Annotated in this window: 33 protein-coding genes, 4 tRNA genes, 1 pseudogene and 1 other annotated feature; of the genes and pseudogenes, 28 read left to right on the forward strand and 10 right to left on the reverse strand. The window is 39.8% G+C overall.

The window, feature by feature from the left end; genetic code table 11:
• Positions 1-5 precede the first annotated feature (5 nt).
• The gene (locus tag AT683_RS05020; RefSeq protein ID WP_038440936.1) at positions 6-1,142 is read left to right on the forward strand and encodes a glycerate kinase; all 1,137 of its coding nucleotides are present in this window, start codon (positions 6-8) and stop codon (positions 1,140-1,142) included.
• A gap of 39 nt (positions 1,143-1,181) precedes the next feature.
• Here AT683_RS05020 and AT683_RS05025 read toward each other — a convergent pair whose 3' ends face one another.
• On the reverse strand, positions 1,182-1,895 hold the full coding sequence (locus AT683_RS05025) for a YggS family pyridoxal phosphate-dependent enzyme (RefSeq protein WP_011271871.1): 714 nt from the start codon (positions 1,893-1,895) through the stop codon (positions 1,182-1,184).
• A 172-nt stretch (positions 1,896-2,067) separates the two neighbouring features.
• Positions 2,068-2,185 (forward strand) — a sequence feature (Thr leader region).
• A gap of 33 nt (positions 2,186-2,218) precedes the next feature.
• Between AT683_RS05025 and thrA the strand changes: the two genes are divergently transcribed.
• The 3 genes from thrA to thrC are packed head-to-tail and all read left to right on the forward strand — an operon-like array spanning position 2,219 to position 6,943.
• Positions 2,219-4,666: a bifunctional aspartate kinase/homoserine dehydrogenase I gene (gene thrA / locus AT683_RS05030; RefSeq protein ID WP_011271870.1), complete on the forward strand. Its 2,448-nt coding sequence runs from the start codon at positions 2,219-2,221 to the stop codon at positions 4,664-4,666.
• A 12-nt stretch (positions 4,667-4,678) separates the two neighbouring features.
• Positions 4,679-5,623 (forward strand): homoserine kinase, encoded by a 945-nt coding sequence (thrB, locus tag AT683_RS05035; RefSeq protein WP_011271869.1) that lies wholly within the window; start codon positions 4,679-4,681, stop codon positions 5,621-5,623.
• 42 nt (positions 5,624-5,665) lie between these two features.
• The gene (gene thrC / locus AT683_RS05040; RefSeq protein WP_011271868.1) at positions 5,666-6,943 is read left to right on the forward strand and encodes a threonine synthase; all 1,278 of its coding nucleotides are present in this window, start codon (positions 5,666-5,668) and stop codon (positions 6,941-6,943) included.
• A 223-nt stretch (positions 6,944-7,166) separates the two neighbouring features.
• Here thrC and AT683_RS05045 read toward each other — a convergent pair.
• From AT683_RS05045 to AT683_RS05060, 4 genes are all read right to left on the reverse strand, one after another.
• A tRNA-Lys gene (locus tag AT683_RS05045) sits at positions 7,167-7,242 on the reverse strand.
• A gap of 51 nt (positions 7,243-7,293) precedes the next feature.
• A tRNA-Leu gene (locus tag AT683_RS05050) sits at positions 7,294-7,380 on the reverse strand.
• Positions 7,381-7,407: 27 nt separating this feature from the next.
• Positions 7,408-7,481: transfer RNA gene (locus tag AT683_RS05055), tRNA-Cys, on the reverse strand.
• A 6-nt stretch (positions 7,482-7,487) separates the two neighbouring features.
• Positions 7,488-7,563, reverse strand: a tRNA-Gly gene (locus tag AT683_RS05060).
• Positions 7,564-7,809: 246 nt separating this feature from the next.
• Between AT683_RS05060 and AT683_RS05065 the strand changes: the two genes are divergently transcribed.
• The 3 genes from AT683_RS05065 to trxA all read left to right on the forward strand — a co-directional run bounded on the left by AT683_RS05065 (position 7,810) and on the right by trxA (position 10,370).
• Positions 7,810-8,919: a methionine biosynthesis PLP-dependent protein gene (locus AT683_RS05065; protein WP_005661154.1), complete on the forward strand. Its 1,110-nt coding sequence runs from the start codon at positions 7,810-7,812 to the stop codon at positions 8,917-8,919.
• 12 nt (positions 8,920-8,931) lie between these two features.
• Complete coding sequence (locus AT683_RS05070) at positions 8,932-9,927, forward strand: 2-hydroxyacid dehydrogenase (RefSeq protein WP_005661152.1); 996 nt, start codon at positions 8,932-8,934, stop codon at positions 9,925-9,927.
• A 119-nt stretch (positions 9,928-10,046) separates the two neighbouring features.
• Positions 10,047-10,370 carry a thioredoxin gene (trxA, locus tag AT683_RS05075; RefSeq protein WP_005689970.1) on the forward strand — a complete coding sequence of 108 codons (324 nt, stop codon included), beginning with the start codon at positions 10,047-10,049 and terminating at the stop codon, positions 10,368-10,370.
• A gap of 413 nt (positions 10,371-10,783) precedes the next feature.
• Here the strand turns inward: trxA and AT683_RS05080 are convergent, their stop codons facing one another.
• The 3 genes from AT683_RS05080 to AT683_RS05090 all read right to left on the reverse strand — a co-directional run bounded on the left by AT683_RS05080 (position 10,784) and on the right by AT683_RS05090 (position 12,658).
• A complete protein-coding gene (locus AT683_RS05080; RefSeq protein ID WP_038440942.1) occupies positions 10,784-11,572 on the reverse strand; it encodes a TatD family hydrolase in 789 nt (262 codons plus the stop codon).
• A 141-nt stretch (positions 11,573-11,713) separates the two neighbouring features.
• Positions 11,714-12,145 (reverse strand): type II toxin-antitoxin system PemK/MazF family toxin, encoded by a 432-nt coding sequence (locus AT683_RS05085; protein ID WP_011271820.1) that lies wholly within the window; start codon positions 12,143-12,145, stop codon positions 11,714-11,716.
• Between the two features lie 3 nt (positions 12,146-12,148).
• The gene (locus AT683_RS05090; protein ID WP_011271819.1) at positions 12,149-12,658 is read right to left on the reverse strand and encodes a peptidylprolyl isomerase; all 510 of its coding nucleotides are present in this window, start codon (positions 12,656-12,658) and stop codon (positions 12,149-12,151) included.
• 102 nt (positions 12,659-12,760) lie between these two features.
• Here AT683_RS05090 and cysS point away from each other — a divergent pair, with 102 nt between their 5' ends.
• Positions 12,761-14,140, forward strand: coding sequence for a cysteine--tRNA ligase (cysS, locus tag AT683_RS05095; RefSeq protein ID WP_011271818.1), 1,380 nt, complete (start codon positions 12,761-12,763; stop codon positions 14,138-14,140).
• A gap of 160 nt (positions 14,141-14,300) precedes the next feature.
• Here the strand turns inward: cysS and AT683_RS05100 are convergent.
• A pseudogene (locus AT683_RS05100) lies at positions 14,301-14,549 on the reverse strand (acyl-CoA thioesterase II); the annotation flags it as partial.
• Positions 14,550-15,128: 579 nt separating this feature from the next.
• The gene (locus AT683_RS05105; protein ID WP_005659422.1) at positions 15,129-15,842 is read right to left on the reverse strand and encodes an XRE family transcriptional regulator; all 714 of its coding nucleotides are present in this window, start codon (positions 15,840-15,842) and stop codon (positions 15,129-15,131) included.
• 198 nt (positions 15,843-16,040) lie between these two features.
• On the opposite strand from AT683_RS05105, the gene AT683_RS05110 reads away from it, so the two are divergent.
• The 20 genes from AT683_RS05110 (at position 16,041) to AT683_RS05205 (ending at position 26,940) form a co-directional block, all read left to right on the forward strand.
• A complete protein-coding gene (locus tag AT683_RS05110; RefSeq protein ID WP_032827525.1) occupies positions 16,041-16,304 on the forward strand; it encodes a helix-turn-helix domain-containing protein in 264 nt (87 codons plus the stop codon).
• 14 nt (positions 16,305-16,318) lie between these two features.
• A complete protein-coding gene (locus tag AT683_RS05115) occupies positions 16,319-18,286 on the forward strand; it encodes a DNA-binding protein (RefSeq protein ID WP_058222194.1) in 1,968 nt (655 codons plus the stop codon).
• A 10-nt stretch (positions 18,287-18,296) separates the two neighbouring features.
• Positions 18,297-18,695, forward strand: a complete 399-nt coding sequence (locus tag AT683_RS05120) for a hypothetical protein (protein WP_050845922.1) — start codon at positions 18,297-18,299, stop codon at positions 18,693-18,695.
• Between the two features lie 51 nt (positions 18,696-18,746).
• Complete coding sequence (locus AT683_RS05125; RefSeq protein WP_005641538.1) at positions 18,747-19,628, forward strand: AAA family ATPase; 882 nt, start codon at positions 18,747-18,749, stop codon at positions 19,626-19,628.
• A 10-nt stretch (positions 19,629-19,638) separates the two neighbouring features.
• The gene (locus AT683_RS05130) at positions 19,639-19,935 is read left to right on the forward strand and encodes a hypothetical protein (RefSeq protein WP_050845923.1); all 297 of its coding nucleotides are present in this window, start codon (positions 19,639-19,641) and stop codon (positions 19,933-19,935) included.
• Between the two features lie 8 nt (positions 19,936-19,943).
• The gene (locus AT683_RS05135; RefSeq protein ID WP_005647090.1) at positions 19,944-20,135 is read left to right on the forward strand and encodes an HTH domain-containing protein; all 192 of its coding nucleotides are present in this window, start codon (positions 19,944-19,946) and stop codon (positions 20,133-20,135) included.
• A complete protein-coding gene (locus AT683_RS05140) occupies positions 20,136-20,753 on the forward strand; it encodes a DUF3164 family protein (protein ID WP_032823840.1) in 618 nt (205 codons plus the stop codon).
• A gap of 183 nt (positions 20,754-20,936) precedes the next feature.
• Positions 20,937-21,497, forward strand: coding sequence for a DUF5420 family protein (locus tag AT683_RS05145; protein WP_042611660.1), 561 nt, complete (start codon positions 20,937-20,939; stop codon positions 21,495-21,497).
• 3 nt (positions 21,498-21,500) lie between these two features.
• The gene (locus AT683_RS05150; protein ID WP_042611659.1) at positions 21,501-21,749 is read left to right on the forward strand and encodes a hypothetical protein; all 249 of its coding nucleotides are present in this window, start codon (positions 21,501-21,503) and stop codon (positions 21,747-21,749) included.
• 109 nt (positions 21,750-21,858) lie between these two features.
• Positions 21,859-22,098: a hypothetical protein gene (locus tag AT683_RS05155; RefSeq protein WP_042611658.1), complete on the forward strand. Its 240-nt coding sequence runs from the start codon at positions 21,859-21,861 to the stop codon at positions 22,096-22,098.
• Entirely contained in the window at positions 22,095-22,643 is a 549-nt protein-coding gene (locus tag AT683_RS05160; RefSeq protein WP_050845924.1) for a hypothetical protein, read from the forward strand. The genes AT683_RS05155 and AT683_RS05160 overlap by 4 nt, the downstream gene beginning before the upstream one ends.
• Entirely contained in the window at positions 22,633-23,034 is a 402-nt protein-coding gene (locus tag AT683_RS05165) for a gp16 family protein (RefSeq protein WP_042611657.1), read from the forward strand. Before AT683_RS05160 ends, AT683_RS05165 begins: the two co-directional genes overlap by 11 nt.
• Positions 23,035-23,066: 32 nt before the next feature.
• Entirely contained in the window at positions 23,067-23,987 is a 921-nt protein-coding gene (locus AT683_RS05170) for a hypothetical protein (RefSeq protein ID WP_227990539.1), read from the forward strand.
• 85 nt (positions 23,988-24,072) lie between these two features.
• Positions 24,073-24,501, forward strand: a complete 429-nt coding sequence (locus AT683_RS05175) for a Mor transcription activator family protein (RefSeq protein WP_042611655.1) — start codon at positions 24,073-24,075, stop codon at positions 24,499-24,501.
• Positions 24,502-24,580: 79 nt separating this feature from the next.
• Complete coding sequence (locus AT683_RS05180) at positions 24,581-25,087, forward strand: glycoside hydrolase family 108 protein (protein ID WP_050845925.1); 507 nt, start codon at positions 24,581-24,583, stop codon at positions 25,085-25,087.
• A 153-nt stretch (positions 25,088-25,240) separates the two neighbouring features.
• Complete coding sequence (locus AT683_RS05185) at positions 25,241-25,531, forward strand: DUF2644 domain-containing protein (protein WP_050845926.1); 291 nt, start codon at positions 25,241-25,243, stop codon at positions 25,529-25,531.
• Entirely contained in the window at positions 25,531-25,788 is a 258-nt protein-coding gene (locus AT683_RS05190; protein WP_050845927.1) for a DUF2681 domain-containing protein, read from the forward strand. Before AT683_RS05185 ends, AT683_RS05190 begins: the two co-directional genes overlap by 1 nt.
• 123 nt (positions 25,789-25,911) lie before the next feature.
• Positions 25,912-26,169, forward strand: a complete 258-nt coding sequence (locus AT683_RS05195) for a hypothetical protein (RefSeq protein ID WP_006995442.1) — start codon at positions 25,912-25,914, stop codon at positions 26,167-26,169.
• Positions 26,169-26,435, forward strand: a complete 267-nt coding sequence (locus AT683_RS05200; protein WP_006995441.1) for a hypothetical protein — start codon at positions 26,169-26,171, stop codon at positions 26,433-26,435. The genes AT683_RS05195 and AT683_RS05200 overlap by 1 nt, the downstream gene beginning before the upstream one ends.
• Position 26,436: 1 nt before the next feature.
• On the forward strand, positions 26,437-26,940 hold the full coding sequence (locus AT683_RS05205) for a DUF1804 family protein (RefSeq protein WP_050845928.1): 504 nt from the start codon (positions 26,437-26,439) through the stop codon (positions 26,938-26,940).
• Positions 26,941-26,969: the final 29 nt, after the last annotated feature.

The following is a 26,969-nucleotide window of genomic DNA, read 5'->3' on the forward strand; positions in this document are numbered from 1 at the left end:
TTGTTATGAAATTTGTGATTGCACCTGATTCTTTTAAAGAAAGTTTGACCGCACTTGAAGTCGCTACCGCCATTGAAACAGGCTTCAAACGTGTATTCCCCGATGCGGACTATGTAAAATTGCCAATGGCAGATGGGGGCGAAGGTACAGTTCAATCCCTTGTGGATGCCACGCAAGGCAAGCTCATTGAATGTGAAGTCACCGCGCCTTTGGGTGACAAAGTGAAAAGTTTCTTCGGTTTATCGGGAGATGGAAAAACCGCGATTATCGAAATGGCAGCAGCTTCTGGTTTACATCTTGTTCCGCCTGAAAAACGCAATCCCTTGCTTACCACCAGTTACGGCACAGGGGAGTTGATTAAATTGGCATTAGATTTAGGCGTAGAGAGTTTCATTCTTGGCATTGGCGGTAGCGCAACCAACGATGGTGGTGTAGGAATGTTGCAAGCTCTAGGGATGCAATGTTTAGATTCGCAAGATAAGCCTATCGGTTTTGGTGGAGCAGAGCTAGCAAATATTGTGAAGATTGACGTTCAACAATTAGATCCACGTTTGCAACAAGTTCACATTGAAGTAGCGTGCGATGTGAATAATCCGCTCTGTGGTGAATGTGGTGCATCTGCCATTTTTGGACCACAAAAAGGCGCAACGCCTGAAATGGTGAAACAACTTGATGCTGCACTTTCGCATTTTGCTGAAATTGCCGAACGCGATTGCGGTAAACAAATTCGTGATCAGGCTGGCGCAGGTGCTGCTGGTGGTATGGGTGGTGGCTTGCTATTATTACCAAGCGTACAACTGAAAGCAGGCATACAAATTGTGTTAGAGCGGTTACATTTAATTGACTATGTAAAAGATGCTGATGTAGTGATTACGGGTGAAGGGCGAATAGATGCACAAAGTATTATGGGTAAAACGCCAATTGGTGTGGCACGTACGGCAAAACAGTTCAATAAGCCAGTGATCGCCATCGCAGGGTGTTTGCGTGAAGATTATGATGTGGTGTTTGATCACGGTATTGATGCGGTGTTCCCTATTATTCACCAACTTGGCGATTTATCGGATATTCTCAAACAAGGCGAACAAAATTTAATTTCTACCGCTCAAAATGTGGCGAGAGTACTGGCATTTAAATTTCATTAAGAAATAAGGCTTGTTTTAAATTCGAGCCTTATTCCATGATTATTTATTTTGTGATGTTGAATAATTTCTCGCACCAAAAATCGCAGTGCCAATGCGTACCATTGTAGAACCGCATTTTATTGCGCTCGGCATATCATCCGTCATTCCCATAGAAAGTGTATCAATTTGTTGATTGGGTAAGGCTTGTTTCAGTTGTTCAAATAGGTCTGACATTTTTCTGAACACGGCTTCTTGTTCAGCGATTTTATCGGTTGGTGCGGGTATTGCCATTAAGCCACGTAGGCATAAGTGCGGTAAATTTTCGATGTGTTTTGCTAGTGTTAGCATTTCCTCAGGTTGAATACCTGATTTACTTTCTTCATCGCTGATATTAATCTGAATTAATACATTCAATGGAGCCTTGTTGGTCGGTCGTTGTTCATTTAAACGATCTGCAATTTTTGCTCGATCAAGCGTTTGCATCCAATCAAAATGTTCTGCAACGAGACGGGTTTTATTCGATTGTAATGGGCCGATAAAATGCCATTCAAGGTTAACTCCTTGCGATTCAAAATATTGGATCTTTTCTACCCCCTCTTGCACGTAATTTTCCCCAAAAGCCGTTTGTCCCGCTTGATAAGCTGAAAGAATCTCGGAAATAGGTTTGGTCTTAGATACGGCAAGTAATTTTACGGTATTTTGATTGCGATTTTCTTCTTTACAAGCCGTTTCAATTTTTTGCTGAATTAGGTTGAGATTATGCTGGATATTCATAGGTTTTCCTTTATAAAAAAGTGCGGTTAGTTTACACGAAATTTATTGACTAAGAAAATTTCTGAAAAATTTGTCACTTTCTGTTTGACAAGCTCGGGAAATTTCGGTATTTCTTTACGCATTCATTTTTCAAGATAAAACACAATGAAAAATAACCGCACTTTATCCGTAATCATTAGCACGATTACCGCCATTATGATGACCATTATTATGATTAATGGCGCGGGTTAGTGCAGCAAAAACAAGATACAGAAAACCCGCGATTCAACTGAATAGCGGGTTTTTTTATAAATTTAAAAACACAATATCTAGGAGAACCAATTATGCGCGTACTTAAATTTGGCGGCACTTCGCTTGCAAATCCGGAACGTTTTTCCCAAGCGGCGAAATTGATCGAACAAGCTCATTTAGAAGAGCAGGCTGCAGGTGTTTTATCTGCACCAGCCAAAATAACCAACCATCTCGTCGCCCTTTCTGAAAAAGCTGCATTAAATCAATCAACCGATACGCATTTCAACGAAGCAATCGAAATTTTCTATAACATCATCAATGGCTTACATGCCGAAAATAATCAATTCGACTTAAATGGCACCAAGGCACTTATTGATGCTGAATTTGCTCAAATCAAAGGATTATTAGAAGAAATTCGTCAGGCAGGAAAAGTAGAAGATGCAGTTAAAGCGACCATTGATTGCCGTGGGGAAAAACTTTCTATTGCAATGATGAAAGCTTGGTTTGAAGCGCGTGGCTATAGCGTACATATTGTGGATCCTGTCAAACAATTATTGGCAAAAGGCGGTTATCTTGAATCTTCTGTTGAAATTGAAGAATCAACAAAACGTGTTGATGCAGCAAATATCGCAAAAGATAAAGTGGTGCTGATGGCAGGTTTTACTGCGGGTAATGAAAAAGGCGAGTTGGTATTGCTCGGTCGTAATGGCTCAGACTATTCTGCCGCCTGTTTAGCCGCTTGTTTAGGCGCAAGTGTATGCGAAATTTGGACCGATGTGGACGGCGTTTATACTTGCGATCCGCGTTTAGTGCCTGATGCACGTTTATTACCAACGCTTTCTTATCGTGAAGCGATGGAACTCTCTTATTTCGGTGCGAAAGTGATTCATCCTCGTACGATTGGGCCATTGTTGCCACAAAATATTCCTTGTGTCATTAAAAATACAGGAAATCCTTCTGCGCCAGGTTCGATTATTGATGGCAATGTGAAATCAGAAAGTTTGCAAGTTAAAGGTATCACTAACTTAGACAATTTGGCGATGTTTAATGTGTCAGGCCCCGGTATGCAAGGTATGGTAGGCATGGCATCTCGCGTATTTTCAGCCATGTCAGGCGCAGGCATTTCAGTTATTTTAATTACTCAGTCTTCGTCTGAATATAGTATTAGTTTCTGTGTGCCTGTGAAATCTGCAGAAGTAGCGAAAACCGTACTAGAAACGGAGTTTGCTAATGAATTAAATGAACATCAATTAGAATCAATTGAAGTGATTAAAGATTTATCCATTATTTCTGTTGTGGGCGATGGAATGAAGCAAGCGAAAGGCATTGCTGCTCGTTTCTTCTCGGCATTAGCGCAGGCAAACATTAGCATTGTGGCGATTGCACAAGGATCTAGCGAACGTTCAATTTCTGCGGTTGTGCCGCAAAATAAAGCCATTGAAGCGGTGAAGGCTACCCATCAGGCGCTTTTCAATAATAAAAAAGTCGTGGATATGTTTTTAGTGGGCGTTGGTGGAGTAGGCGGAGAATTAATAGAGCAGGTAAAGCGTCAAAAGGAGTATCTAGCAAAGAAGAATGTTGAAATTCGAGTTTGTGCTATTGCGAATTCCAACCGTATGTTGCTTGATGAAAATGGATTAAATTTAGAGGATTGGAAAAACGATTTAGAAAATGCGACTCAGCCATCAGATTTTGATGTATTGCTTTCTTTCATTAAATTACATCATGTGGTGAATCCAGTATTTGTAGATTGTACTTCAGCCGAATCTGTAGCAGGGCTTTATGCTCGTGCGTTAAAAGAAGGTTTCCATGTGGTTACGCCAAACAAAAAAGCGAATACACGAGAATTAGTTTATTACAATGAGTTACGCCAAAATGCCCAAGCAAGCCAGCATAAATTTTTATATGAAACCAATGTAGGTGCGGGCTTGCCAGTTATTGAAAATCTCCAAAACTTACTTGCAGCAGGTGATGAGCTTGAATATTTTGAAGGGATTTTATCTGGCTCGCTTTCCTTTATTTTTGGTAAGTTGGAAGAAGGACTTTCTCTTTCAGAAGTAACCGCACTTGCGCGTGAAAAAGGCTTTACTGAGCCAGATCCTCGAGATGATCTTTCTGGACAAGATGTAGCGCGCAAATTATTAATTCTTGCTCGTGAAGCGGGAATTGAACTTGAACTTTCAGATGTTGAAGTTGAAGGTGTATTGCCGAAAGGCTTCTCTGAAGGAAAATCTGCAGATGAGTTTATGGCAATGTTGCCACAGCTTGACAAGGAGTTTAAAACTCGCGTTGCCACAGCTAAAGCAGAAGGCAAAGTATTGCGTTATGTTGGAAAAATTAGTGAAGGAAAATGCAAAGTATCCATCGTTGCGGTAGATCTGAATAATCCACTTTATAAAGTGAAAGATGGTGAAAATGCCTTGGCATTTTATACTCGTTATTATCAACCGATTCCACTTTTATTACGTGGTTATGGCGCAGGTAATGCAGTTACTGCGGCAGGTATCTTTGCAGATATTTTAAGAACATTACAACATTAATAAGGATTTCCAATGTTAAGAATTTACGCTCCTGCATCTAGCGCGAATATTAGCGTAGGTTTCGATACTTTAGGTGCTGCGATCTCTCCTATTGATGGTTCTTTGTTAGGCGATGTGGTTCAAATAGAATCTATTTCAAGTGGTTTTGAGTTAGAAAGTGCGGGCTATTTTGTTCGTAAATTACCGAAAGAACCACAAAAAAATATTGTTTACCAAGCTTATGTGCTATTTAGCGAGCAATTAAAATTACGCGGAGCAAATGTTAAACCTTTACGTTTAACGCTCGAAAAAAATATGCCTATTGGCTCTGGTTTAGGCTCTAGTGCTTGTTCTATTGTTGCTGCATTAGTGGCATTAAATCAGTTTCATAATGAACCTTTTTCGAAAATGGAATTGCTTGAAATGATGGGAGAATTGGAAGGTCGTATTTCTGGTTCAATCCATTATGATAACGTCGCACCTTGCTATCTTGGCGGTGTGCAATTTATGGTGCAATCGCTCGGCAATATTTGTCAAAAATTGCCATTTTTTGATAATTGGTATTGGGTGTTAGCCTATCCAGGGATTGAAGTTTCTACTGCTGAAGCTCGTGCAATTTTACCGAAAAGCTATACTCGACAAAACGTGATTGCCCATGGTCGTCATTTAGGTGGCTTTGTGCATGCTTGCCATACCCATCAGGAAAATCTTGCCGCGATTATGATGAAAGATGTCATTGCCGAGCCTTATCGTGAATCTCTGTTACCTAATTTTGCTGAAGTAAAACAAGCTACTCGAGACTTAGGCGCACTTGCCACAGGTATTTCAGGCTCAGGGCCAACTATTTTCTCTATTGCCCCTGATTTACAAACTGCAATTAAACTTTCAAGTTATTTAGAAAGCCATTATTTACAAAATAATGAAGGTTTTGTGCATGTATGTAAAGTTGATAACGAAGGCACAAGAGAAATTAAATAAGTTAATTTAAATAGATGAAATCAGATTAAAAACGGATTAAATATGAATTTATACAATATCAAACACCCAGAAGAACAAGTCACTTTTTCTCAGGCTGTTCGTCAAGGTCTTGGGTGGGATCAAGGTCTATTCTTTCCAGAAGTTATTCCTAAACTTAATAACATTAATGAATTACTTGAATTGCCTCTTGTTGAGCGTAGTCAAAAAATTCTAGGTGCATTAATTGATGGCGAGTTACCACAAGCAACGTTAGATGCAATGGTAAAAAATGCGTTTACTTTCACTGCACCGTTAGAAAAAGTGGAAGATAATATTTATGCACTTGAATTATTTCACGGTCCAACGCTAGCATTTAAAGATTTTGGTGGGCGTTTTATGGCACAGGCACTTGCTGCGGTACGTGGCGATGGCAAAATTACTATTTTAACGGCAACCTCAGGCGATACTGGAGCCGCTGTAGCACATGCGTTTTATGGATTAGAAAATATTAATGTAGTTATCCTTTATCCAAAAGGCAAAATTAGCCCATTACAAGAAAAGCTATTCTGTACTTTAGGTGGGAATATTCGTACTGTTGCGATTAACGCTGATTTCGATGCGTGTCAGGCTTTGGTTAAGCAAGCCTTTGATGATGTTGAATTGCGCCAAGCTATCGGGCTGAACTCTGCAAATTCTATTAATATCAGCCGTTTATTAGCTCAAGTTTGTTATTACTTTGAGGCTGTCGCACAATTGCCAAAAGAAAAACGTGATAATGTCGTGGTTTCTGTGCCAAGTGGTAATTTTGGTAACTTAACGGCGGGATTAATTGCAAAAACCTTAGGCTTGCCGATAAAACGCTTTGTCGCCTCAACAAACGCAAATGATACTGTGCCACGTTATTTGAAATCGGGTAATTGGGATCCTAAAACGACAGTTGCAACCCTTTCTAATGCAATGGATGTAAGTCGCCCAAACAATTGGCCGAGAGTGGAAGAATTGTTTAAACGAAATGGTTGGGATTTAACTGATTTAGGTTCGGGGATGCTAAGTGATAGCGAAACAGAAGATACCTTAAAAGCGATGCAGTCGAAAGGTTATTTATGTGAACCTCACGGTGCGATAGCTTATCAGGTGTTGAAAGAGCAACTTAAAGCGAGTGAAACAGGAATCTTCTTGTGTACGGCGCATCCTGCGAAATTTAAAGAATCCGTAGAACGTATTCTTGGTATTCAGCTTCCATTACCTGAAACACTGGATAAACATAATCAGCTACCATTGCTTTCAGATGAAATGGATAATGATTTTGCACAACTACGGGCTTACTTATTGAAGTCATAAAGTGCGGTAAATTTTTATTGTGTTTTGGATAGCATCTGATTTTCAGGTGCTATTTTATTTTTAGAAAATAGGGTATAGAGATAAAAAAATAAGGATATATTAACTAATTAATTTTACATTAATAGAAAGAATAGCTATTTATCAATAAGACAGTGATTTGAAAAAGTAGTATTAAATTTAGGCAATAAAAAAATACCTTTTCGGTGATTACTTTATTTTTAAGTGGTGGGTCGTGAAGGATTCGAACCTTCGACCAACGGATTAAAAGTCCGCTGCTCTACCGACTGAGCTAACGACCCAATTAGATGATTTTAAAGTAAATTTTAAAATCTTTGGATTGGTATTTTAAATGGTGCCCGAAGCCAGACTTGAACTGGCACGCCTCGAAAGGCGAGGGATTTTAAATCCCTTGTGTCTACCGATTCCACCACTCGGGCACATAGACAACTAACATTTGCGTATTATGGAGGCGTGTCCCGGAGTCGAACCGAGCTACATGGATTTGCAATCCAGTGCATAACCGCTTTGCTAACACGCCACGAATTGGAGCGGGAAACGAGGCTCGAACTCGCGACCCCGACCTTGGCAAGGTCGTGCTCTACCAACTGAGCTATTCCCGCATTCGCTGTTAGTGGTGCGCATTTTACGGAAATTCAGATAACTGTCAATTACAGATTTAAAAAAATTGTCTAACCGTTTAAAAAAAGTTCATTTTGTTCAAATAAATCACAGAAAATGATGGAAAAATGAAATTTTATGTAATTTTCTAATTTCTACTTTTATCACTTTTTCCTTTGTGCCAAAATGCTAAACGTTTTTTAACACGTAAAGTGCGGTCAATTTTTTCATTATTTTTAGAGGATGTTATGACACAACAATATGCTATTGATACTTTATTAGCTCAAGCTGGCAATCGCAGTGATGAGCGTACGGGCGCGGTTTCTGCACCAATTTTTCTTTCTACGGCTTATGGTCATTGTGGTATCGGTGAAAGTACGGGATTTGATTACACACGTACCAAAAATCCAACTCGCACAGTATTAGAAGAAACGATAGCTAAATTAGAGAATGGAGATCGTGGTTTTGCGTTTTCTTCTGGTATGGCTGCAATTCAAGTTTTGATGACGCTTTTTACCGCCCCAGATGAATGGATTGTTTCTAGCGATGTGTATGGTGGTACTTATCGATTATTAGATTTTTCTTATAAAAATAACAATAGTGTAAAACCTGTTTATGTTAATACAGCATCTGCTTCAGCAATTGAGGCTGCCATTAACCCAAATACGAAAGCGATTTTTATTGAAACCCCATCGAATCCTTTAATGGAAGAATGTGATGTGGTTGAAATTGCAAAACTTGCGAAAAAACATAACTTAATGTTGATCGTGGATAATACGTTTTTAACGCCTGTGCTTTCTCGTCCATTAGATTTAGGTGCGGATGTGGTAATTCACAGCGGAACTAAATATATTGCTGGGCATAATGATGCACTTGTTGGTTTAATTGTTGCGAAAGGGCAAGAACTTTGTGATCGCATTGCTTATATTCAAAATGGTGCAGGGGCGGTGCTTTCTCCTTTTGATTCTTGGCTGACTATTCGTGGTATGAAGACCCTTTCTTTGCGTATGAAACGCCATCAAGAAAATGCACAAGCTATTGCGGAATTTTTAAAAGCTCAACCACAAGTGGAATCGGTGCTTTATCCGAATAAAGGTGGGATGTTGTCTTTCCGTTTGCAAGATGAAGCTTGGGTTAATACATTTTTAAAATCCATCAAATTGATTACTTTTGCAGAAAGTCTAGGCGGCACAGAAAGTTTTATTACTTATCCTGCCACTCAAACTCATATGGATATTCCAGAATCCGAGCGTGTAGCTCGTGGGATTACTAATACCTTGTTGCGTTTTTCAGTCGGTATTGAAGATGTAGAAGATATTAAAGCGGACTTATTACAAGCTTTTGCAAACTTAAAATAATTGGAGCAAACCATGAAAATTGCAATCTATAGCACTAAAAGTTATGACAGAAAATATATTGAGCTCATTAACGCGAAATATAATTTCGATTTAGAATTTTTTGATTTTATGTTGAACGAGAGCACTGTGCGTTTGGCAGAACATTGCGAAGTAGTATGCATTTTCGTGAATGATAATGGTAGCCGAAAAGTATTAGAAAAATTAGCCGCACTTGGTGTGAAAATTGTGGCTTTGCGTTGTTCTGGCTTCAATAATGTTGATTTAAAAGCAGCTCAAGACTTAGGCATCCAAGTTGTCCGCGTTCCAGCTTATTCGCCTGAAGCGGTGGCGGAACATACCATCGGTTTGATGATGACACTGAATCGTCGAATTCATCGTGCTTATCAGCGTACCCGAGAAGCGAATTTCTCTCTTGAGGGGTTAATTGGTTTCAATATGTACGGACGCACAGTCGGCGTAATCGGAACAGGAAAAATCGGGATCGCAGTGATGCGAATTTTGAAAGGTTTTGGCATGAATATCTTGGCGTACGATCCTTTTAAAAATCCAGTGGTGGAAGAACTGGGGGGACAATATGTTGAATTAGATGAGCTTTATGCTAAATCTCATGTGATTACACTTCATTGCCCAGCAACGCCAGAAAACTATCATTTATTAAATCGCGAGGCTTTTGCAAAAATGAAAGATGGCGTGATGATCGTTAATACGAGTCGCGGTTCTTTGATTGATACTCAAGCTGCAATTGATGCGTTAAAACAGCGTAAAATCGGTGCGTTAGGTATGGATGTTTACGAGAATGAACGAGATTTGTTCTTTGAAGATAAGTCTAACGAAGTGATTCAAGATGATATTTTCCGCCGTTTATCTTCTTGCCATAATGTATTGCTAACAGGTCACCAAGCGTTTTTAACGGAAGAGGCACTAACCAATATTGCGGATGTGACTTTATCAAACATTTATAAATTGAAATCGGGTAAAGTGTGTGAAAATATTGTTTTGCCGTCTTAGTTTTTGGCAATTAAAACGATTAGTTTACATTTTTTAAAACGGTGTTATTCTGCACCGCACTTGTAAGTTTAAAAAAAGCCCTTATATAGGGATTCCATTCACAAAATAAGGAAAACAAAATGAGCGAAGTATTACACATTAATGACGCAGATTTTGAAAGTGTTGTAGTTAATTCAGATATCCCCGTTTTATTAGACTTTTGGGCACCTTGGTGTGGTCCTTGCAAAATGATTGCTCCAGTGTTAGATGAACTTGCACCTGAATTTGCAGGTAAAGTTAAAATCGTGAAAATGAATGTGGATGACAACCAAGCAACGCCAGCACAATTTGGTGTTCGTAGTATCCCAACATTATTATTGATTAAAAATGGTCAAGTTGTAGCAACTCAAGTTGGTGCATTAGCAAAAACTCAATTGGCTAACTTCATTAACCAACATATTTAATCGTTGTTTAAAGCTATAAGTAACTTTAGCGCATTGATAAGATTGCCCCTTAATGGGGCAATTTTTTTGTCTTAAGATTTCACTTTCTAATAACGAACTTAATTCTCCCGCACTTGGCGTAGAAAATTCGAGCATTAAAATATCAGGCAATGCCGATGCAAATAAATTCACTAATGATGTATAAGACCCGCACAATAATACGCTTTCATCTTTGCTCCAGTTGCCATGGCATACATGTAATTAGGGGAGAGTTCCACGCTACACGCCAGCTACGATCTAATGGCATATCGGTCATGCGCATAAAGCAAGAAACATTGCTACGCATACCTAAGCCATTCCAGCTATCGGCTTCAAAAGTTAAGCCATTGAATACTGCAATTTAATTCAAAATAATTTCAGTAATGTGACGTGGATCAAGAAAAAATCTGGCAAGCATTTTCCCATGTAAGTTTTTTAATCAATTCAGCAGGTTCATTTCTTAAGGTGCAAAGGGCTTTAAAACTTTCCACAATACGTTCTGGTCGATTAGGTTGGCCTTGAAAACCAAATACAGGCATATCTGGACTGTCTGTTTCCAACACTAAGGCATCAAGCGGCAACTTCGCGATTGCTTGACGAGTTTTATTGGCTCGTTCATAAGTGATAGTGCCGCCAACTCCGATTTTATAGCCTAAATCAACAAAGTGTTTTGCTTGATCGTAACTTCCTGAAAAACCGTGTACCACGCCAAGTTTAGATAATGGAATACGTTTTAAAAAAGTAAAAATTTGATCATGGGTTTTTCGACTGTGAATATTGACGGGTAAATTAAATTGCTTTGCCAAATAAAGTTGGCTTTCAAAAAAATGACATTGCTTTGCCCAAAGTTCATCGGTGAGCAAATCAGGAATCGCGCGTTCTAAACCAATTTCTGCCACCGCTGAGCAATTTGCATCACGATTTTTTAAGGCTTGTTCTAACAGAATCAAATCATTTTCGGCGTGTTCTTGAATATAAAGAGGATGGAGCCCAAGCCCATAGCACAAATTATCAGGAAAAAGTGCGGTCATATTTTGGATTGTTTTAAAATCAGCTTCTTTCACCGCCACAACCAGTATTTTTTGCACATCGGCTTGCTTAGCATTATCAATAAGTTGTGACAACGGTTCCCCAGTAAATTGTTGGAGATAATCAAGATGCGTGTGAGTGTCGAAGAAGTGCATAAATATCTTTATCTAAATTCTATAAAAAATCCCCTGATTATCGCTAATCAGGGGATTCATCGCTCAATGGCGTTTAAAAACTCATCTTTCGATGATGATCGCTCTAAGGCGTTACGCTCGGAAGTCTATACTGTATTCTATCTACTTGTCAAGTAATGAGCTTGCATTGATTGCTTTTATGATAGCTCTTTGAACTTTTGTTACAACATCCCTTGGCAAATATTGAGTAATTTTAGTTCCTTTATCATAAATATGATACAGACGGAGACGACTTACTGATTGAATTAATTCAGATTTAATCCAGCGAGTCCTTTTATCATAAAAGCTTGTTGCTTTTATTAATTCTGAATCTATTTCAATATGATAGCCATTTTTTATACCATCTAAATTAATTGTAGATGAAATTGGTGCAACTAAAATAAGCCCGTTCAGTTTCGCATTCAAAACAACAACTAAACGTTTTTTAACCATTTCAGGTGGAATATGTCCATCAACGTGACAGGTATGCGAAAATTGACCATAATCACATTCTAGAATTTCTCCAACTTTAGGGCGATGTTGTTTTATGCTCATTTGTTACTCAATAGAAACCAATGTAATCACTACATCTTCAGTAGGAACATCTTGATGAAAGCCTTTGTTGCCTGTTTTCACTTTTTTGATTTTATCAACAACATCCATCCCTTCAACCACTTCACCAAATACCGCATAGCCCCATTCTTGAACGACTTCTCGACCAAACATTTCTTTTGAACGATAATTTAAGAAATCATTGTCTGCCACGTTAATGAAAAATTGTGCGGTCGCTGAATGTGGATCTGACGTGCGTGCCATTGCAATGGTTCCACGTTTGTTGCTTAAACGATTGTTCGCTTCATTTTGGATTGGTGCTTTGGTTGCTTTTTCATGCATACCGCTTTCCATACCGCCACCTTGAATCATAAAGCCATCAATAACACGATGAAAAATTGTGTTATTATAAAAACCTTCTTTGCAGTAATTTAAGAAATTTTCTGCTGTAACTGGAGCTTTATCAAAATCCAATTTAATTTTAATGTCGCCAAAATTTGTGTGTAATGTAACCATTTTGTTTTCCCTCTAAAAAATTAAGGGTCGTATTATTCCACAATCGAGGTAAAAGTGCTATAAAAGTGCGGTTTGTTTTTATTTCATTTTACGAGCTTAAAAATGCTAAAAATTTTCAATACCTTAACGAGAGAAAAAGAAATCTTTAAACCTATCCACGAAAATAAAGTGGGAATGTATGTTTGTGGCGTCACTGTTTATGATTTGTGCCATATCGGTCATGGACGCACTTTTGTGTGTTTTGATGTGATTGCCCGTTATTTACGTTCTTTGGGTTACGATTTAACTTATGTGCGCAATATTACGGACGTAGATGACAAAATCATCAAACGTGCATTAGAAAACAAAGAAACCTGCGATCAGCTAGTGGATCGTATGGTGCAGGAAATGTATAAAGATTTTGATGCACTTAATGTATTACGCCCTGATTTTGAGCCTCGCGCAACCCATCATATTCCTGAAATTATTGAAATTGTGGAAAAATTGATTAAACGTGGACATGCTTATGTTGCAGATAATGGCGATGTGATGTTTGATGTAGAAAGCTTCAAAGAATACGGCAAATTATCCCGTCAAGATCTTGAGCAATTACAAGCTGGTGCACGTATTGAAATCAATGAAATCAAGAAAAATCCAATGGATTTCGTGCTTTGGAAAATGTCGAAAGAAAACGAACCAAGTTGGGCTTCCCCTTGGGGTGCAGGTCGTCCTGGCTGGCATATTGAATGTTCGGCTATGAACTGCAAACAGCTTGGCGAACATTTTGATATTCACGGTGGTGGCTCTGATTTAATGTTCCCACACCACGAAAATGAAATTGCACAATCTTGCTGTGCGCATGGTGGCCAATATGTGAATTATTGGATCCATTCTGGCATGATTATGGTGGATAAAGAAAAAATGTCGAAATCTCTCGGCAATTTCTTCACAATTCGTGATGTATTAAACCATTACAATGCAGAAGCTGTACGTTATTTCTTATTAACGGCACATTATCGTAGCCAGCTAAATTACAGCGAAGAAAACTTGAATTTAGCGCAAGGTGCGTTGGAACGTTTATACACGGCTTTACGTGGAACGGATCAAAGTGCGGTTGTTTTTGGCGGAGAAAATTTTGTGGAAACCTTCCGTGAAGCAATGGACGATGATTTTAATACGCCAAATGCACTTTCTGTTTTATTCGAAATGGCGCGTGAAATTAACAAGTTAAAAACAGAGGATGCTGAGAAAGCCAATGGACTTGCCGCGCGTTTGCGTGAATTGGGGGCGATTTTAGGATTACTTCAACAAGATCCAGAAAAATTCTTACAAGCAGGTTCTGACGATGATGAAGTGGCAAAAATTGAAGCACTGATTAAACAACGCAATGAGGCCCGCGCTGCTAAAGATTGGGCTACTGCTGATGCTGCGCGTAATGAGCTTATCGCTATGGGCATCGTATTAGAAGATGGGCCGAATGGAACAACTTGGCGTAAGCAATAAATTTAAACGTTAAATTAATTTCATTAAAAAGACTAAGTTCAGAATGTAATAGAACTTAGTCTTTTTATTTTTTCATCATTTCTTAATATAAGATTTCAAGGTTTGCTCGGTTTCAACCTGTTGCCAAAATTGTGTAATAAGTGCGGTCATTTTTTCTCTCTTATTCATTAAAACGGATCAAACCTTCTTGTTGTGTTGTCGCGATTAATTGACCATCTTGCGAGAAAATTTGCCCGCGAGCTAAGCCTCGCCCTCCAAAAGCATTATTGCTTTCAATTGCGTGCAAATGCCAGTGATTTAAATCAAACGGACGATGGAACCAAATACTATGATCAATGGTTGCCACTTTCATTCCTTTTTGTAAAAAGCCTTTTTCGTGCGGATGAAGTGCGGTCAAAATACAGTGAAAATGTGGGGTAGTGACAATATTTGCATAAGGAAAAAGAAAAAATTTGGTGGGAAAAAATTGGCTGGAGCCCCTGTTTGTGGGGCTTTAGCGTTTTTAGGGGGAAAGTTTATGCAAAAATGGAAAATGGTGGGGATTGGGGGAAAATGGTCGAAAATTGGGTTTTATTTTGCATAAAAGTTGGCGGTGAATTGTTAGGTTTTAAACATTTTTAAAATTTTAAAGTTCGTTTTAAAGTGGGTTTAAATTCAGCTTTAAAATCGGGGTGGAAATTGCAGGAAGATGAAATAGAGGTGGTGTATTTAAGTGAGGTTTTTTATGGTTGTTTTGGTAAAAGCTAGGAGAAAAGGCGGTTTCAGTGGCAGAAATCGCCTTTTTTGTTGATTTTTGGGGCGATTTTGGTGCGTTTAGATGAAATCTAGCGGTTTGTTGTGTGTGATTATGGGTAGAATTTGCGAAAATGCGCCATTATTTGGCGGTATTTGAAAGGAACACAGGCTTCCTTGCCTTTGTGCTTAATATTAAGAAAGCGCTTGTAATGCGGTTTCTGTGGATGTTACCGACATTGATGTCGGTAACATATTAAAAATTGCGGTAGCCTAATACAACTTGACCAATCACAAGCAGGCTGTCTGCCTCTTCTGCTGTGAGTTTTATCGGGCGGTATGCGTTATTGTCGCTGATTAACTCTACCCCGCTAAATGTACGTTGAATGCGTTTTATCAGCATTGATCCTTGATTGTTTAAAACAAAGATTTTGCCATCAATTAAAGTTTTACTGGCATGATTGACGATAATGTCCTCGCCGTCTTTTAGCGTGTCGTCCATGCTATCGCCGCATACTTTATACTTTCCGCAGTCTTCCGCTTTTAACCCTCTAGCACGGAGCCATTCGCGCTCTATCTTGGTCTTTTTTACCTCTAGGTAATCGCTGTTTATGCCACCATAACCAGCCGTTACGATAACATCACGACAATCATCAATCCATTCAAACCCTTCGTCATCGGCAACGCTACGCGAATTCTCGCTTTCGCGCAGGGTAATTCTATTGGAATTTTCATCTAGTGTTGCATTGGTCTCTCCAGTCAATAAATAGTTAGGCGAAACCTCTAACTCTTCAGCAAGGGTAATAATCATTGAAGCTACAGGTTCAGTTTGATTTGTTTCCCAATTCTGCAATGCAGATAGTGAAAGTCCCAGCTTTTCCGCCATAGCATTTCTTGAAACTTTTTTAAACTCTCTTAACTCTCTAATCCGATTTCCTATGGATGAGTTGTTTTTAAACTTAACTCTCATAACTTTAAAAAACTCCTATGAAAAATTTAACTTTTTTAAAGTTGAATTAAAAGTTATTTATTTCAAATAGATAGATTAAATAACTATTAATCCAATGGTTAATTTTTAATCGATTAACTTTAAAATAAACTTTTAAAAGTTGTATTAGTTGTTTTTATGGTTTAATATCCTCATCAGATTAACAAATGAGGTTATCTAATGAGGACATTAATGGAAGCTAAAAAAACAGCTATTGATTGGCATCGAGAAGACATCAAAGCTGCACTAGCAAAAAAAGGTTGGTCATTGCGCCAACTCTCTTTAAAGCATGGTTATAGCAACGGTAGCACATTAAAAAACGCACTAGACCGTCCTTGGCTCAAAGGTGAACGTATCATAGCTGAAGCTATTGGCGTTCCTGCCGAAGTTATTTGGGCATCACGTTATGAGCAACGTAACCATAAAAAATACGCTGATAGATAGTTTTGAGGTTATTTATGAGAAACGACAACCTAAAAACACACTACTCAGCCAAGGAACTACTTGATTTAAGTTTATCCTGTTTACCTAATTCGGTGCAAGGAATTATTTATCAAGCTAAGAAGAATGGTTGGGTAACTCAAAAAAGAGTTGGCAAAGGTGGTGGAAAAGAATATGCCTTGGCATCTTTACCGCAAGAAATTCAAACTGAGATTCGCACTAAATTCGCGATGGAGATTATCAATGCTAAACCTAAAGCACTCCCTGTAGTAAAAGCTGACGACTTAAAACAGCTCACCACGGCGCAACGCAAAGCGGCAGATGCGCGGATGGCGTTAGTGTTGTATGTGAATGAATTAGAAGCGGCGTTAGGCTCGCGCAATCAGGCGATGAAATGCCTACTTGAGCAAGCCAAGCAAGGGGAATTAAGCGATACACAAATGGCGTGGATTGCCTTGGCGAATAATAAACAAGGCAATGGGCGCGTATTGGGACATCGCACGCTGTATAAGTGGGTATTGGCATATCACCAATGTGAGACAGCGGAACAACGTTTGATGGTGTTAGCCCCCGGCAAGCGCAAGCGGGTTGAACCAGAAAATGTGTGGTATTTGCCTTGGTTTATGGGGTGCTATCGACAAACGTCAGGGCTGACTTTTGCAGATGCCTATCGAATGTTTGAGGCAGAATATGTGGGACGTTATGGCGATGATCCGACTTTTATGTCGATGTTACCAAGCCCCGATCAAGTTCGTACCGCCTTTGGCAAATTGCCCGTGCATATTCGCGAATTAGGGCGTTTAACTGGCTCAAAATATAAGAATTTGTTGCCTTATGTGGAACGTAAATGGGACTTGTTTAAAGCTAACGATATTTGGATTGGCGACGGACATTCTTTGAAATTGAAAGTCGCCCACCCTATCCACGGCAGTCCGTTTACGCCAGAACTGACAATGATTGTGGACGGCGCAAGCCGAAAAATCGTGGGTTGGTCGCTGGCATTATCAGAAAGCGGTTTTGCAGTGTTAGATGCCTTGCGACATGCCATTAGCCGACACGGTGTACCCTGTATTTATTACTCGGACAACGGTGGCGGTGAAAAGAACAAAATGCTGGATGCAGACGTCACGGGGATTTTACCGCGCTTTGGCATTCACCACGCCACAGGGATTGCAGGCAATCCGCAAGGGCGCGGGATTATTGAGCGGCTTAACCGCACCGTGGGAAAACGCATTGCACAGATGTTTCCCACTTATTACGGCAGCAGTGCGGATCAGGATACCACGCGGCGAATGTTGCAATCTATGGTCTCTCTTGCCGGCGCCAAACAAGGGGCAAAATTAACGCCAAAACAACGCAAGGCAAAAGCAATGTTGCCTACGTGGGATGAATTAATGAAAGCCATTGAACAAGTGATCGATTGGTATAACAACGAACATGTGCATAGTGAAATCAATTGCACACCAGCAGAGAAATATCGCCGAGTGACGCAAGACGATTTGATTGTGATGCTTTCTGAACCGGAATTACGCGATATAGAACGACCGCACTTTATTCGCAAAACGCAGCGTGGTTTGGTGCAGTGGAATAATCACCAATATTTCCATTTGGATTTATTGAATCACCAAGGCAGTGAAGTGGTGGTGGCGGTGGATATTCACAATGCAGATTTTGTGCAAGTGCGGACGAAATCCGGACAGTTTATTTGCAATGCAAAATTTGAAGGGCACGCCCGCGAAGCATTCTCGGTTTCAATGGTGGAACAACAACGCCAAAAACGCGCAGACAGCAAATTGAAACGGATTCAACGCAATGTTGATGAAACCTTGGCTGAACTTAATCCGGTGATCACGATTGAGTATCAGCCAGATTTTGCAGTGTTAGTGCCAAAAGTGAAGCAAAAAATCCCAGCCAAGCCGATTTTCCATAACTTAACGGAGAAAGAAGAATGGGAAGCGGAACAGGCAAAGTTGGTGAATGAATAAGGAGAACAAGATGAAGAATTTTATTGAAAAAGAACGTAAAGCGCGCAGCAAAAGACGATTTAAACGCGCTAAAACGTTGATTAAAAGAGATTGGTCGAAAATAAACGATTTCCCAGTTTGGATTTTAACCCCTAGTGGCGTTGCCCCAAATTTAGCATCGCAATCAACGGCTCTAGATATGAATCAAGGTACGCCTTCATATCCGTCGCAACAAAATCAGGCACATCAGTGCTTTGTAACAAAAGACGAAGCTGATCGTGCGAATCGCCCTGAAATTGAAGCAGCGCAAGTTGATCCTGCTCGGCAAGTTGAACAATTAGCGAGCGAATTAAAATCTGTTGTACAGCAAGCCGACCGTTTAGGGCAGAAAGTTGTTGCTGTAAGTCTTCGAGTTGAGTTTGCGACATAAGGTTCTCCTTGGTTTAGGTAGGTTTAAAACAGAATTATAACGAGGTTAAAAATGAAAAACAAAGAACTGCAACGGTTTATGACCAATAGCGGCATGACACAAAAGCAGATTGCGCAAGCGTTAGCGGTATCAGTGGGGACAATTAGTCTTTATTTGAAAGGACAATACGCAGGCGATGTGCAACGCCTTGATGACAAGGTGGCGGAGTATTTGGCACGCCAAGATCAGAAAATTTTAAATGCGCGTTACAACAAGCAATTTGTGCCAACGTTTCTCGCACGTAAAGGGATGGAAGCGATGGAATATGCGCATACGGAAGGCGAGATGGTAGTGATTTATGGTGCGGCAGGGTTAGGCAAAACCCAGTTGTTAAAAGAATATGTGCGTACGCACCCTTCTGCAATGTTGATTGAAACCGATCCAAGTTATACCACCAAAGTCTTATTACGCAAGATTGCGGAGGCTTGTGGTGTGGTTGTGCAAGGCGTAAACAATGACTTTTTCGAGAAGATAGTGGAGCGTTTGGAAAATTCAGAACGGTTATTAGTGATTGACGAAGCGGAGTTGCTTTCTACACGTTCTTTAGAGTTTGTTCGACGATTACGAGATAAAACCAATATTGGCGTGGTGCTTGCTGGTATGCCGCGTTTAATGGTGAATTTGTGCGGTAAAAACAACGAACTGGCACAGTTATATAGCCGTGTAACTCGACCGTTTGATTTAGGCAATGCCCTTCCAGAGAAAGATTTAGCGTTATTAACGGAAACAGCACTCGGCACGGCTGAATTTAATGCGCCTTTTATTAAGTTTAGTAAGGGCAATGCACGTCGATTAAGTAACCTCATTAAAGGTGTGGTGCGATTGGCTGAAATTAATGAGTGTGAAATCACTTATGAAATGGTTGAAGAATACAGCAAAGTATTGATTGGCTAAGGAGACCAAAATGTTACAACCCAATACAACTAAACAATTAAACAAAAACAATGCCGTGATGTTGGCTTATTTAGAACAAGTAGAAAAAGCCGTGAGACGCTTAAATGAAATGGGGCTTACGGTGATTAATGTGCACTTTGAGAAGATAAGACCGACTGTGCGTGTGATGAATAATGCAGTAACAGAACAGTTAGAGAAAGACCAATTGGCTTATGTGTATCACGTGGGGCGTGATGTGGGTCGATACCAAGAAGCGCAATTTACGGTGGAAGGTATCCGAGTGGTTTGGCGAAAATATTTGAACTAGGAGGATGAATGGCAACGCGTCGGCAAATTTATGCAGTCTATCGTGGCGAAGAGAATTTGGGTGACGGGACTGCGGAAGAATTAGCAAAGAAACTCAATGTGAGCGAAAAAACGATTTACAGCTCGGCAACAGTCGCCCGATGTAAACGTGATAAAGGTAAGCGACTTGTGGTGATTAAGTTAGATAAAGAGGAACTCTAAATGAAGGTGATGATTGAGGGGAAAGAATACTGGCGTGATGCAAGAGGAAATTTAACGCCAGCTGAGTTGGTGAAAGACATCGACAAAGCACGTGATGTGCTCGTGCGTGAATGGGTGGAAAAAGGCGTGTCCTTAAATAAGGAGATGCGCAATTTTAAAGATGGCATTTTCGGCGATATTCAGGCGTTTATTGAACTTTCAGCTGAAAAATACAATGCAAAAGTGGGCGGTAGTAAAGGCAATATCACGCTTTATAGCTACGACGGCAAATACAAAATCCAACGTGCGATTAACGACCACTTGCAATTTGATGAACGTATTCAGGCGGCAAAAGTGTTGATTGATGAGTGCTTGAATGAATGGAGCGAAGGCTCTCGCCCTGAACTAAAAGCGTTAATTGAACGTGCGTTTAATGTGGACAAGGAAGGTAATTTAAATACTTCTCGCATTTTAGGTTTGCGACGGGTAGATATTCAAGATGAACGTTGGCAAAACGCGATGCAGGCGATTAGTGAAAGCGTACAAGTGGTGAGTAGTAAGGCTTATGTGCGACTTTATGAGCGTGTGGGCGAAAGCGATCAGTATGTGCCGATTGCGTTAGATGTAGCGGGGGCGTAGATGAGTGAGTCTGGCATCGTTGTAATTTGTCTTTTTGCACTATATGCGTGGTTAGCATATTTGATGTTTAAGAATTTATAAAACTTATTTAAATGCCCTTTAAATCTCCCCATCCCCCTCTTTACAAAGAGGGGGATGGGATGAGGGGCATTCATAATAGGTTTTAACAACAAAGGAGCAAATATGAGACCTGAATTTAGATATTTTAAATGCGCATTAAGCGTTGAGCCTATTAAATCATTAGATGAGCAATGGCGAAAAGATAGAGAGCTCAGAGATAAAAAACTTGACGCTATTTTTGACACTATCCCATTTTATGAATGCTGGAGAGGAAGTGAAAGTAATATATTTGGAATTGTTTGTAGTTTAGATAGCGATGAATTTGCCAAAATAAAAGAGGATAAGACCTATAAATTTGAAATAGTTGAAAATGAGAAAGTTGTCATCACTGGCAATGGCAGAACAAAAGCCGGTAAGGCATTTAACGATAAAATCCAAAGCGTTAGAGATATTTTAAATCAATACCCAAGCTTTAATGATTTTATGCTACGAAAATTAAAACTTAATTGCTGGGTGCTTGGCGCACGCACTGGTTATGTATCTGTATGCGGTGTTGCAAGTGACTACTTTATCGTTTCAATACCAGTTAAATCAGAGGGCTTTGGTGGGGATGGCTTCCCGGCAATTCCGGAATGTTTAACAGAAATAAAACAAAGTGAATTTTTAATGTTACAGGGGAAATAGATAATGAGTGAACAAATTTACGAATTTAAGAATGTAACCGATATTTTAGTGCTTGATGAAAAACAGTTTGAACGATTCTTAGCAGATTTCAAAGAATGGTTCCATTTTCAAAAACAAGCGAGAACCGAAGCCGAAAAGCTTAGAGAACTTGGATTGAATATTACTCTAGCAGATGTGATTCGTTGGAAAGATGATGACATGATTGGAGTGGGGAAAATTACGATTGATGTGCAAAAGGCACGAGATTATTAAAACCCATTTACAGCCCATTCAAATCTCCCCTAGCCCCTCTTTACAAAAGAGGGGGATAAGTGAGATGAAGTGGGCTGAGTAATGTGTTTTATTAACTAAAGGAGCAACAATGTTAAAAGAAAGCGATTTACTTGAAGATCATGATTATGTATCAAATAACGTAAAAATATATAAAGGCAATTTAGTAAGCTGGAGACGTATTTTTAAAGTTAATCGTGCTAATGAAAGTGTAACATATTGTGAAATGAAATGGCTTAAAGATGGTTTAAAAGCGACATTGAAAACTATATCAATCAAAGCATTTTTAAAATGGGCTGTTGCTGATGTAACTAAGGAGACGAAAGAATGAAACTATGCCGTTGCCCTATTTGCCACAGTGATATCCATTTGGATGCGTTGTTGGAAGATGATGCGGGGCGTGAGATGTTGGGGTTAATATCCAACTTAGGTGGTCGCAATGCCCGTGCGTTGGTAAGTTATATTGGTCTGTTTCGCCCTGAAAAATCGGCACTATCTAATGGGCGGGAGTTGAGATTAATGAAAGATGTGTTGGAGATGTATCAACCCAGTCCGCTACTCGCCCATGCATTGAATGAAACGGTGCAAGCGGTGATGAAAAACCGTCGGGAAACTCGCAATATTCAGGTGTTATCGAATCATAACTATTTGAAGAAAGTGTATGAAGGGGCGAAACCCTTGTTTGCGGTAGTGCGTAATGAAGGCAAAGCTGAAATGCAAAGCGTTGCGGCACAAGAAGAGGATAAACGTATGGCAGCCATTCAATATATTGAACGTTATGCCTCCATTGGGCAGTTGCAATTTGTGGAAAATATGCCTGAGTTTGCGGTTTGGAAAGCCTGGAAAGCGGAACAGGAGAAAGGCTATGTTGCGTAAAAATTTAATCGCTCGAATCCATATTGGGAAAAGCCAATTAGGTCTTGATGATGAAACCTATCGTCAATTATTGGTAAGCACAACGGGGAAAACAAGTTGTACTGAAATGACGGAAAGTGAATTGCAACAGGTGTTAAATGTTATGGTGCAAAAGGGGTTTAAATCCAGTCGTCATTTTTGGGGAAATCGTGCGGCACCACGTGAAGATAAGAAAATTTATTTGGCAAAAATTACCGCACTTTTAGCAAAACATGGTTTACCGAAAGAATATGCAGATGGTATTGCGAAACGTTCGTTTAAAGTGGATTTTGTGCATTGGTTACAGCCGTGGCAGTTGAAAAAGGTGGTGCAGATGTTGGCAGTGTATGATCGGAATAAAAAAGCATTGTAAGATGAAATTATCAGGTGTAAATTGAAGGCTCTTTGGAGCCTTTTTTATTTCCTATGATAAAGTTTCTATCTAAATTATTTCAACGTTTCACTTCTAATTCTAAGCCTAAACCTGAGGTTATAACAGAATACGAGCTACATAACTCTACAACTAATCTAGAATTACCTCGCTTCACTGTATCTATTGAAATAGATAACCGCCCTAAACCTGAAGATCCTCAAGAAAAACGCCGTTTCAAAGAAGCCTTTGAACAAATTACACATGACATTAAATTTATCAATATTGATAAAGATGATGTTTATGAGTTACTTTGGACGCATCGTATTGGAGGATTTTATCAGCTAGGAAAAGCTCTTAAAACTCGTGATATTTTAATGAATTGGTCGTGGTTTGATGAATGGTTAGAGCGATTTCAAAGTATATCTATATATCCATATATGTGGAATCGTTGGTTTGTTAAGGGGAAACTTTATCCTACCGACTTAGATGAAGCGACTAAGAAGTTAACAGTTAAAAATATGAAAGATATTCTAGGGCGAAAGGGGTATCAAGAATATCCTAAACTTCGTGCTGAATTAGAAGTGTTTTTCAAACAGAATATCGCTTATGAAGATTTACAGCCCGAGCTAAGGGATAGAATGATAGAAAAGGGCTGGAAGGAGAATGATGAGTATCAAGAGTTGAAAATAGAGCTTCTATGTCATTCAGTTATTATGAGATCTTACGCCTTAAGAGATTTTGAACGATATACTCCAGAATATTTATCATCTTTGGATGATAAATTTATAAAAAAGCCTAAACTATCCTTTGTCGGTGATGATGAGGAAGAGAGAATTGTTCAATCATTCATAATCTCTCCAATTAAAAATAATCAGGTTATTCAAATTCCCCCTTTTTTTCCTGGAGGAAGAGCTAATATTCGATACTTTTATCGCGAAAATCATAACGTATAACAATTTTTCAAAAAAATTTCTGCAAAATACCGCCTTTTTAAAATTTCCGTGTGAGAATTGCGTAAAACAATTTACGGAGGTGTTTATGGTTGAATCTTTGGAAGATGTGGCTGAATTACTGCCTGAAACGGTGCAGCAGATGGTGGATTTGGTGGGCTTTGCTGCGGTGGAGAAAATTATTACAAATTTTGGTGGGGCTACCTTTCGATTTACTGATGGGGTGCATTATTTTCCTAAGCTTAAAGCATTAATTGGTTTGGAAAGTGCGGTGAAATTACGAGAGGTTTTTCGTGGGGAGTGGCTGTATATTCCTCGTTGTCAAACGGCATTGCGTGTGTTGCGTAATTATCGTTTTAAAGCCGATTATGATTATCTTACCCAGCATTTAAATAAATCAGGGCGTATGGCTATGCTTGAGCTTTGTCCGAAATATCAACTTTCTGATCGGAGTGGTTGGGAGATTTTGGCACAGGTGCGCCATCCTGAAGAACCCCATAATCTTGCCTTGTTTTAGTGCTGAAACCGCTCCTCTCTTCTCTTTACTCCGATTTTAAGACAATACCCTTAATCTCAATAGATTAAGGGTATTTTTTATGTCTACTTTAACTTTTCTAGATATTTTTAACCGCTTAATTGGGCATGAGGGCGGTTATGTTAATGACCCTCGCGACCCAGGCGGGGAAACCAATTGGGGGATTACTAAACGCACAGCTCAGGCAAATGGTTATCAAGGCAGTATGCGAGCAATGACGCGTGATCAGGCTTTTAAAATCTACTACTCCGCCTTTTGGTTACGTTATCAATGCGACAAGATGCCCGAAGCGGTGGCTTTCCAGTTTTTTGATGCAGCGGTAAATCATGGATTAGGCAATGCAAGCCGTATGTTGCAACGTGCGGTTGGTGTGTTAGATGACGGCATTATCGGTAAATACTCTCTTGAGGCCATCAATCGCAATCCAATCTCTGACACGTTGATGGTGTTAAACGGCGAACGCCTTAATTTTTACACCCGATTAAAGAACTTTGACCGATACGGCAAAGGCTGGGTGAATCGTGTGGCACAAAACTTAAGATATGGAGCACAAGACAATGAAGTTTAAGTTTTCAGACATTTTAACATGGGTTTTTGATTGGTTCGGCTTGAGAGGAAAACAAACCAAATATCGACCTCACTTTTATAGCAAAAATGCGTGGAGTTATGTCGGCAACGGCAAGATGACACCGGCAATTGAATTAATGTTGAGACTTTGTTCATGAAAAAGTTTTTTGAACTCTTCACCAATGACAACGGGCGCGCCAGCACCACAGGTTTTATTCAGTTTTTCGGCTTTTTGGTGATGGCGGGTGTGCTGATTTATGCGGTCTATCTTGACCGTTCTACGGTGACAGATTTGTTCTTTTATTTTGCTTGTTTTTGTGGTGGTTCTGCCGCAACCAAAGGGGCGGTGATGGCTTTTCAAGCCAAACAAACCAAGCCAGAAGAACAGATTACCAGTGAAACCTATGTGGAGCCAGAACAAACGGATAGACCAAGGGGGATTTGATGAGTATGCAGATTATTTTAGCGGGACTTGGGATTTTCGTGCTATTGGGTGCGTATGTGATGTTTAAGCTGAAACATGCACACCGTGAGATTGAGCAGTTATTAAAAACCAATGCCCAGTTGCAAACGCAAAAAGCCGTGGCTGAAACTCAAGTAAAACATTTTGAAGTGAGAAAGAAAAATGAAGAAAACACTCGTAACACTAGCCGTGATGATGTCATTAACCGCCTGCAGCAATCAGGCGATCTCCGTGATTAATCCAAGTTGTAGTGGATTTGGCATTATCACTGCCAGCCGACAAGATAGCACGGAAACCTTGCGGCAAATTGCGGTACATAATGCGACTTATCGTGAGATTTGTGCCGAAAGTAAGGAGTCAAAATGATTGACGATAAAGTGTTTATTGGGATTGGCACAACGTTGATTATGACATTAGTCGGCTGGGCGTGGAAATCGGTAAACGATAAAGTGGCTGAAAATGAGCATGCGATTAAAGCCTTAGAAAAGCAAATGCAACAGGATTTTCAGAGTAAAGAGCTTGCTGAAGTAAAAAATAAACACTTTGAAAGCATTTTGAAAGAGGTGCGCGATCAGTTGAAAGAAATCAATCAGAAGTTAGATAAAAAGGTGGATAAATAATGTCAGCAAGAGAGCGAAAACGATTAGAGCAATTGGCAGAAAAACAAGAAATTAATGCCAAATTAGATGAGATTCTGGCTTTAAGCCGACAAGCGAACCATAAAATCGACCGTTTAGACGGTCGAGTGGATGATATTGATACTCGCTTGGCAAAGGTAGAAGAAAGTTTGGCGAAATTAGGTGTGCGTGCTGCGGTTATTGGCGGGTTAAGTGGCTTGGTCGTCTCTGTTGGGTTTGAGCTGATTAAAGCAAAATTCGGGGGTTAAGATGGCGCATGATGATAAAACCAAAGTAAGCGTGCGTCGTTATTATGTGTTTGATTGCTTAACACTGGAAATTGCCGCTGAAAAAGCAGGGGTATCTTACAACACGGCACGCCGCTGGAAACGTGAAGCCGAAGCCAAAGGCGATAATTGGGATAAAGTGCGTGATGCAAATACGATGGCTAGTGGCAAAGTAGAAGATGTGGCGCGCGGCATGCTGACTGCGTTTGTGCTTTATTTTGAAAACACAATGGATGAGATTAAGCGCGCGGAAGCATTGCCTGTGAGTGAAAAAGCGAAGTTGATTCAGGGGCTGGGCGATAGCTATTCGAAAATGGTGGCAAGCAGTAAGCGATTATTGCCTGAAGTGTCGGAAATGGCGACGGCAATAAAGACCATCACGATGTTTGGAGATTATATACAAGCCAATAAGCCTGAGTTGATTAATGAGTTTGCGGACTTATTGGAAGGGTTTGGGGAGTTGTTGAATAAGGAATTTAAGGCGTGATAGTTACCGTGGGTAGGTATACCCACGGC

It is taken from the genome of Haemophilus influenzae (assembly GCF_001457655.1).
GTDB classification, from domain to species: domain Bacteria; phylum Pseudomonadota; class Gammaproteobacteria; order Enterobacterales; family Pasteurellaceae; genus Haemophilus; species Haemophilus influenzae.

Bases quoted from the DNA above. Each gene is read 5' to 3' on its own strand.
- AT683_RS05165 (WP_042611657.1), top strand. From the start codon at position 22,633: ATGTTGCGTAAAAATTTAATCGCTCGAATCCATATTGGGAAAAGCCAA.
- AT683_RS05185 (WP_050845926.1), top strand. From the start codon at position 25,241: ATGAAAAAGTTTTTTGAACTCTTCACCAATGACAACGGGCGCGCCAGC.
- AT683_RS05020 (WP_038440936.1), top strand. From the start codon at position 6: ATGAAATTTGTGATTGCACCTGATTCTTTTAAAGAAAGTTTGACCGCA.
- thrC (WP_011271868.1), top strand. From the start codon at position 5,666: ATGAATTTATACAATATCAAACACCCAGAAGAACAAGTCACTTTTTCT.
- AT683_RS05175 (WP_042611655.1), top strand. From the start codon at position 24,073: ATGGTTGAATCTTTGGAAGATGTGGCTGAATTACTGCCTGAAACGGTG.
- AT683_RS05115 (WP_058222194.1), top strand. From the start codon at position 16,319: ATGAGAAACGACAACCTAAAAACACACTACTCAGCCAAGGAACTACTT.
- AT683_RS05180 (WP_050845925.1), top strand. From the start codon at position 24,581: ATGTCTACTTTAACTTTTCTAGATATTTTTAACCGCTTAATTGGGCAT.
- AT683_RS05140 (WP_032823840.1), top strand. From the start codon at position 20,136: ATGAAGGTGATGATTGAGGGGAAAGAATACTGGCGTGATGCAAGAGGA.
- AT683_RS05070 (WP_005661152.1), top strand. From the start codon at position 8,932: ATGAAAATTGCAATCTATAGCACTAAAAGTTATGACAGAAAATATATT.
- thrB (WP_011271869.1), top strand. From the start codon at position 4,679: ATGTTAAGAATTTACGCTCCTGCATCTAGCGCGAATATTAGCGTAGGT.
- AT683_RS05160 (WP_050845924.1), top strand. From the start codon at position 22,095: ATGAAACTATGCCGTTGCCCTATTTGCCACAGTGATATCCATTTGGAT.
- AT683_RS05105 (WP_005659422.1), bottom strand. From the start codon at position 15,842: ATGAGAGTTAAGTTTAAAAACAACTCATCCATAGGAAATCGGATTAGA.
- AT683_RS05195 (WP_006995442.1), top strand. From the start codon at position 25,912: ATGATTGACGATAAAGTGTTTATTGGGATTGGCACAACGTTGATTATG.
- AT683_RS05150 (WP_042611659.1), top strand. From the start codon at position 21,501: ATGAGTGAACAAATTTACGAATTTAAGAATGTAACCGATATTTTAGTG.
- AT683_RS05130 (WP_050845923.1), top strand. From the start codon at position 19,639: ATGTTACAACCCAATACAACTAAACAATTAAACAAAAACAATGCCGTG.
- AT683_RS05200 (WP_006995441.1), top strand. From the start codon at position 26,169: ATGTCAGCAAGAGAGCGAAAACGATTAGAGCAATTGGCAGAAAAACAA.
- AT683_RS05110 (WP_032827525.1), top strand. From the start codon at position 16,041: ATGAGGACATTAATGGAAGCTAAAAAAACAGCTATTGATTGGCATCGA.
- AT683_RS05145 (WP_042611660.1), top strand. From the start codon at position 20,937: ATGAGACCTGAATTTAGATATTTTAAATGCGCATTAAGCGTTGAGCCT.
- AT683_RS05125 (WP_005641538.1), top strand. From the start codon at position 18,747: ATGAAAAACAAAGAACTGCAACGGTTTATGACCAATAGCGGCATGACA.
- AT683_RS05155 (WP_042611658.1), top strand. From the start codon at position 21,859: ATGTTAAAAGAAAGCGATTTACTTGAAGATCATGATTATGTATCAAAT.
- AT683_RS05120 (WP_050845922.1), top strand. From the start codon at position 18,297: ATGAAGAATTTTATTGAAAAAGAACGTAAAGCGCGCAGCAAAAGACGA.
- trxA (WP_005689970.1), top strand. From the start codon at position 10,047: ATGAGCGAAGTATTACACATTAATGACGCAGATTTTGAAAGTGTTGTA.
- AT683_RS05135 (WP_005647090.1), top strand. From the start codon at position 19,944: ATGGCAACGCGTCGGCAAATTTATGCAGTCTATCGTGGCGAAGAGAAT.
- AT683_RS05190 (WP_050845927.1), top strand. From the start codon at position 25,531: ATGAGTATGCAGATTATTTTAGCGGGACTTGGGATTTTCGTGCTATTG.
- AT683_RS05090 (WP_011271819.1), bottom strand. From the start codon at position 12,658: ATGGTTACATTACACACAAATTTTGGCGACATTAAAATTAAATTGGAT.
- thrA (WP_011271870.1), top strand. From the start codon at position 2,219: ATGCGCGTACTTAAATTTGGCGGCACTTCGCTTGCAAATCCGGAACGT.
- AT683_RS05080 (WP_038440942.1), bottom strand. From the start codon at position 11,572: ATGCACTTCTTCGACACTCACACGCATCTTGATTATCTCCAACAATTT.
- AT683_RS05205 (WP_050845928.1), top strand. From the start codon at position 26,437: ATGGCGCATGATGATAAAACCAAAGTAAGCGTGCGTCGTTATTATGTG.
- cysS (WP_011271818.1), top strand. From the start codon at position 12,761: ATGCTAAAAATTTTCAATACCTTAACGAGAGAAAAAGAAATCTTTAAA.
- AT683_RS05025 (WP_011271871.1), bottom strand. From the start codon at position 1,895: ATGAATATCCAGCATAATCTCAACCTAATTCAGCAAAAAATTGAAACG.
- AT683_RS05085 (WP_011271820.1), bottom strand. From the start codon at position 12,145: ATGAGCATAAAACAACATCGCCCTAAAGTTGGAGAAATTCTAGAATGT.
- AT683_RS05065 (WP_005661154.1), top strand. From the start codon at position 7,810: ATGACACAACAATATGCTATTGATACTTTATTAGCTCAAGCTGGCAAT.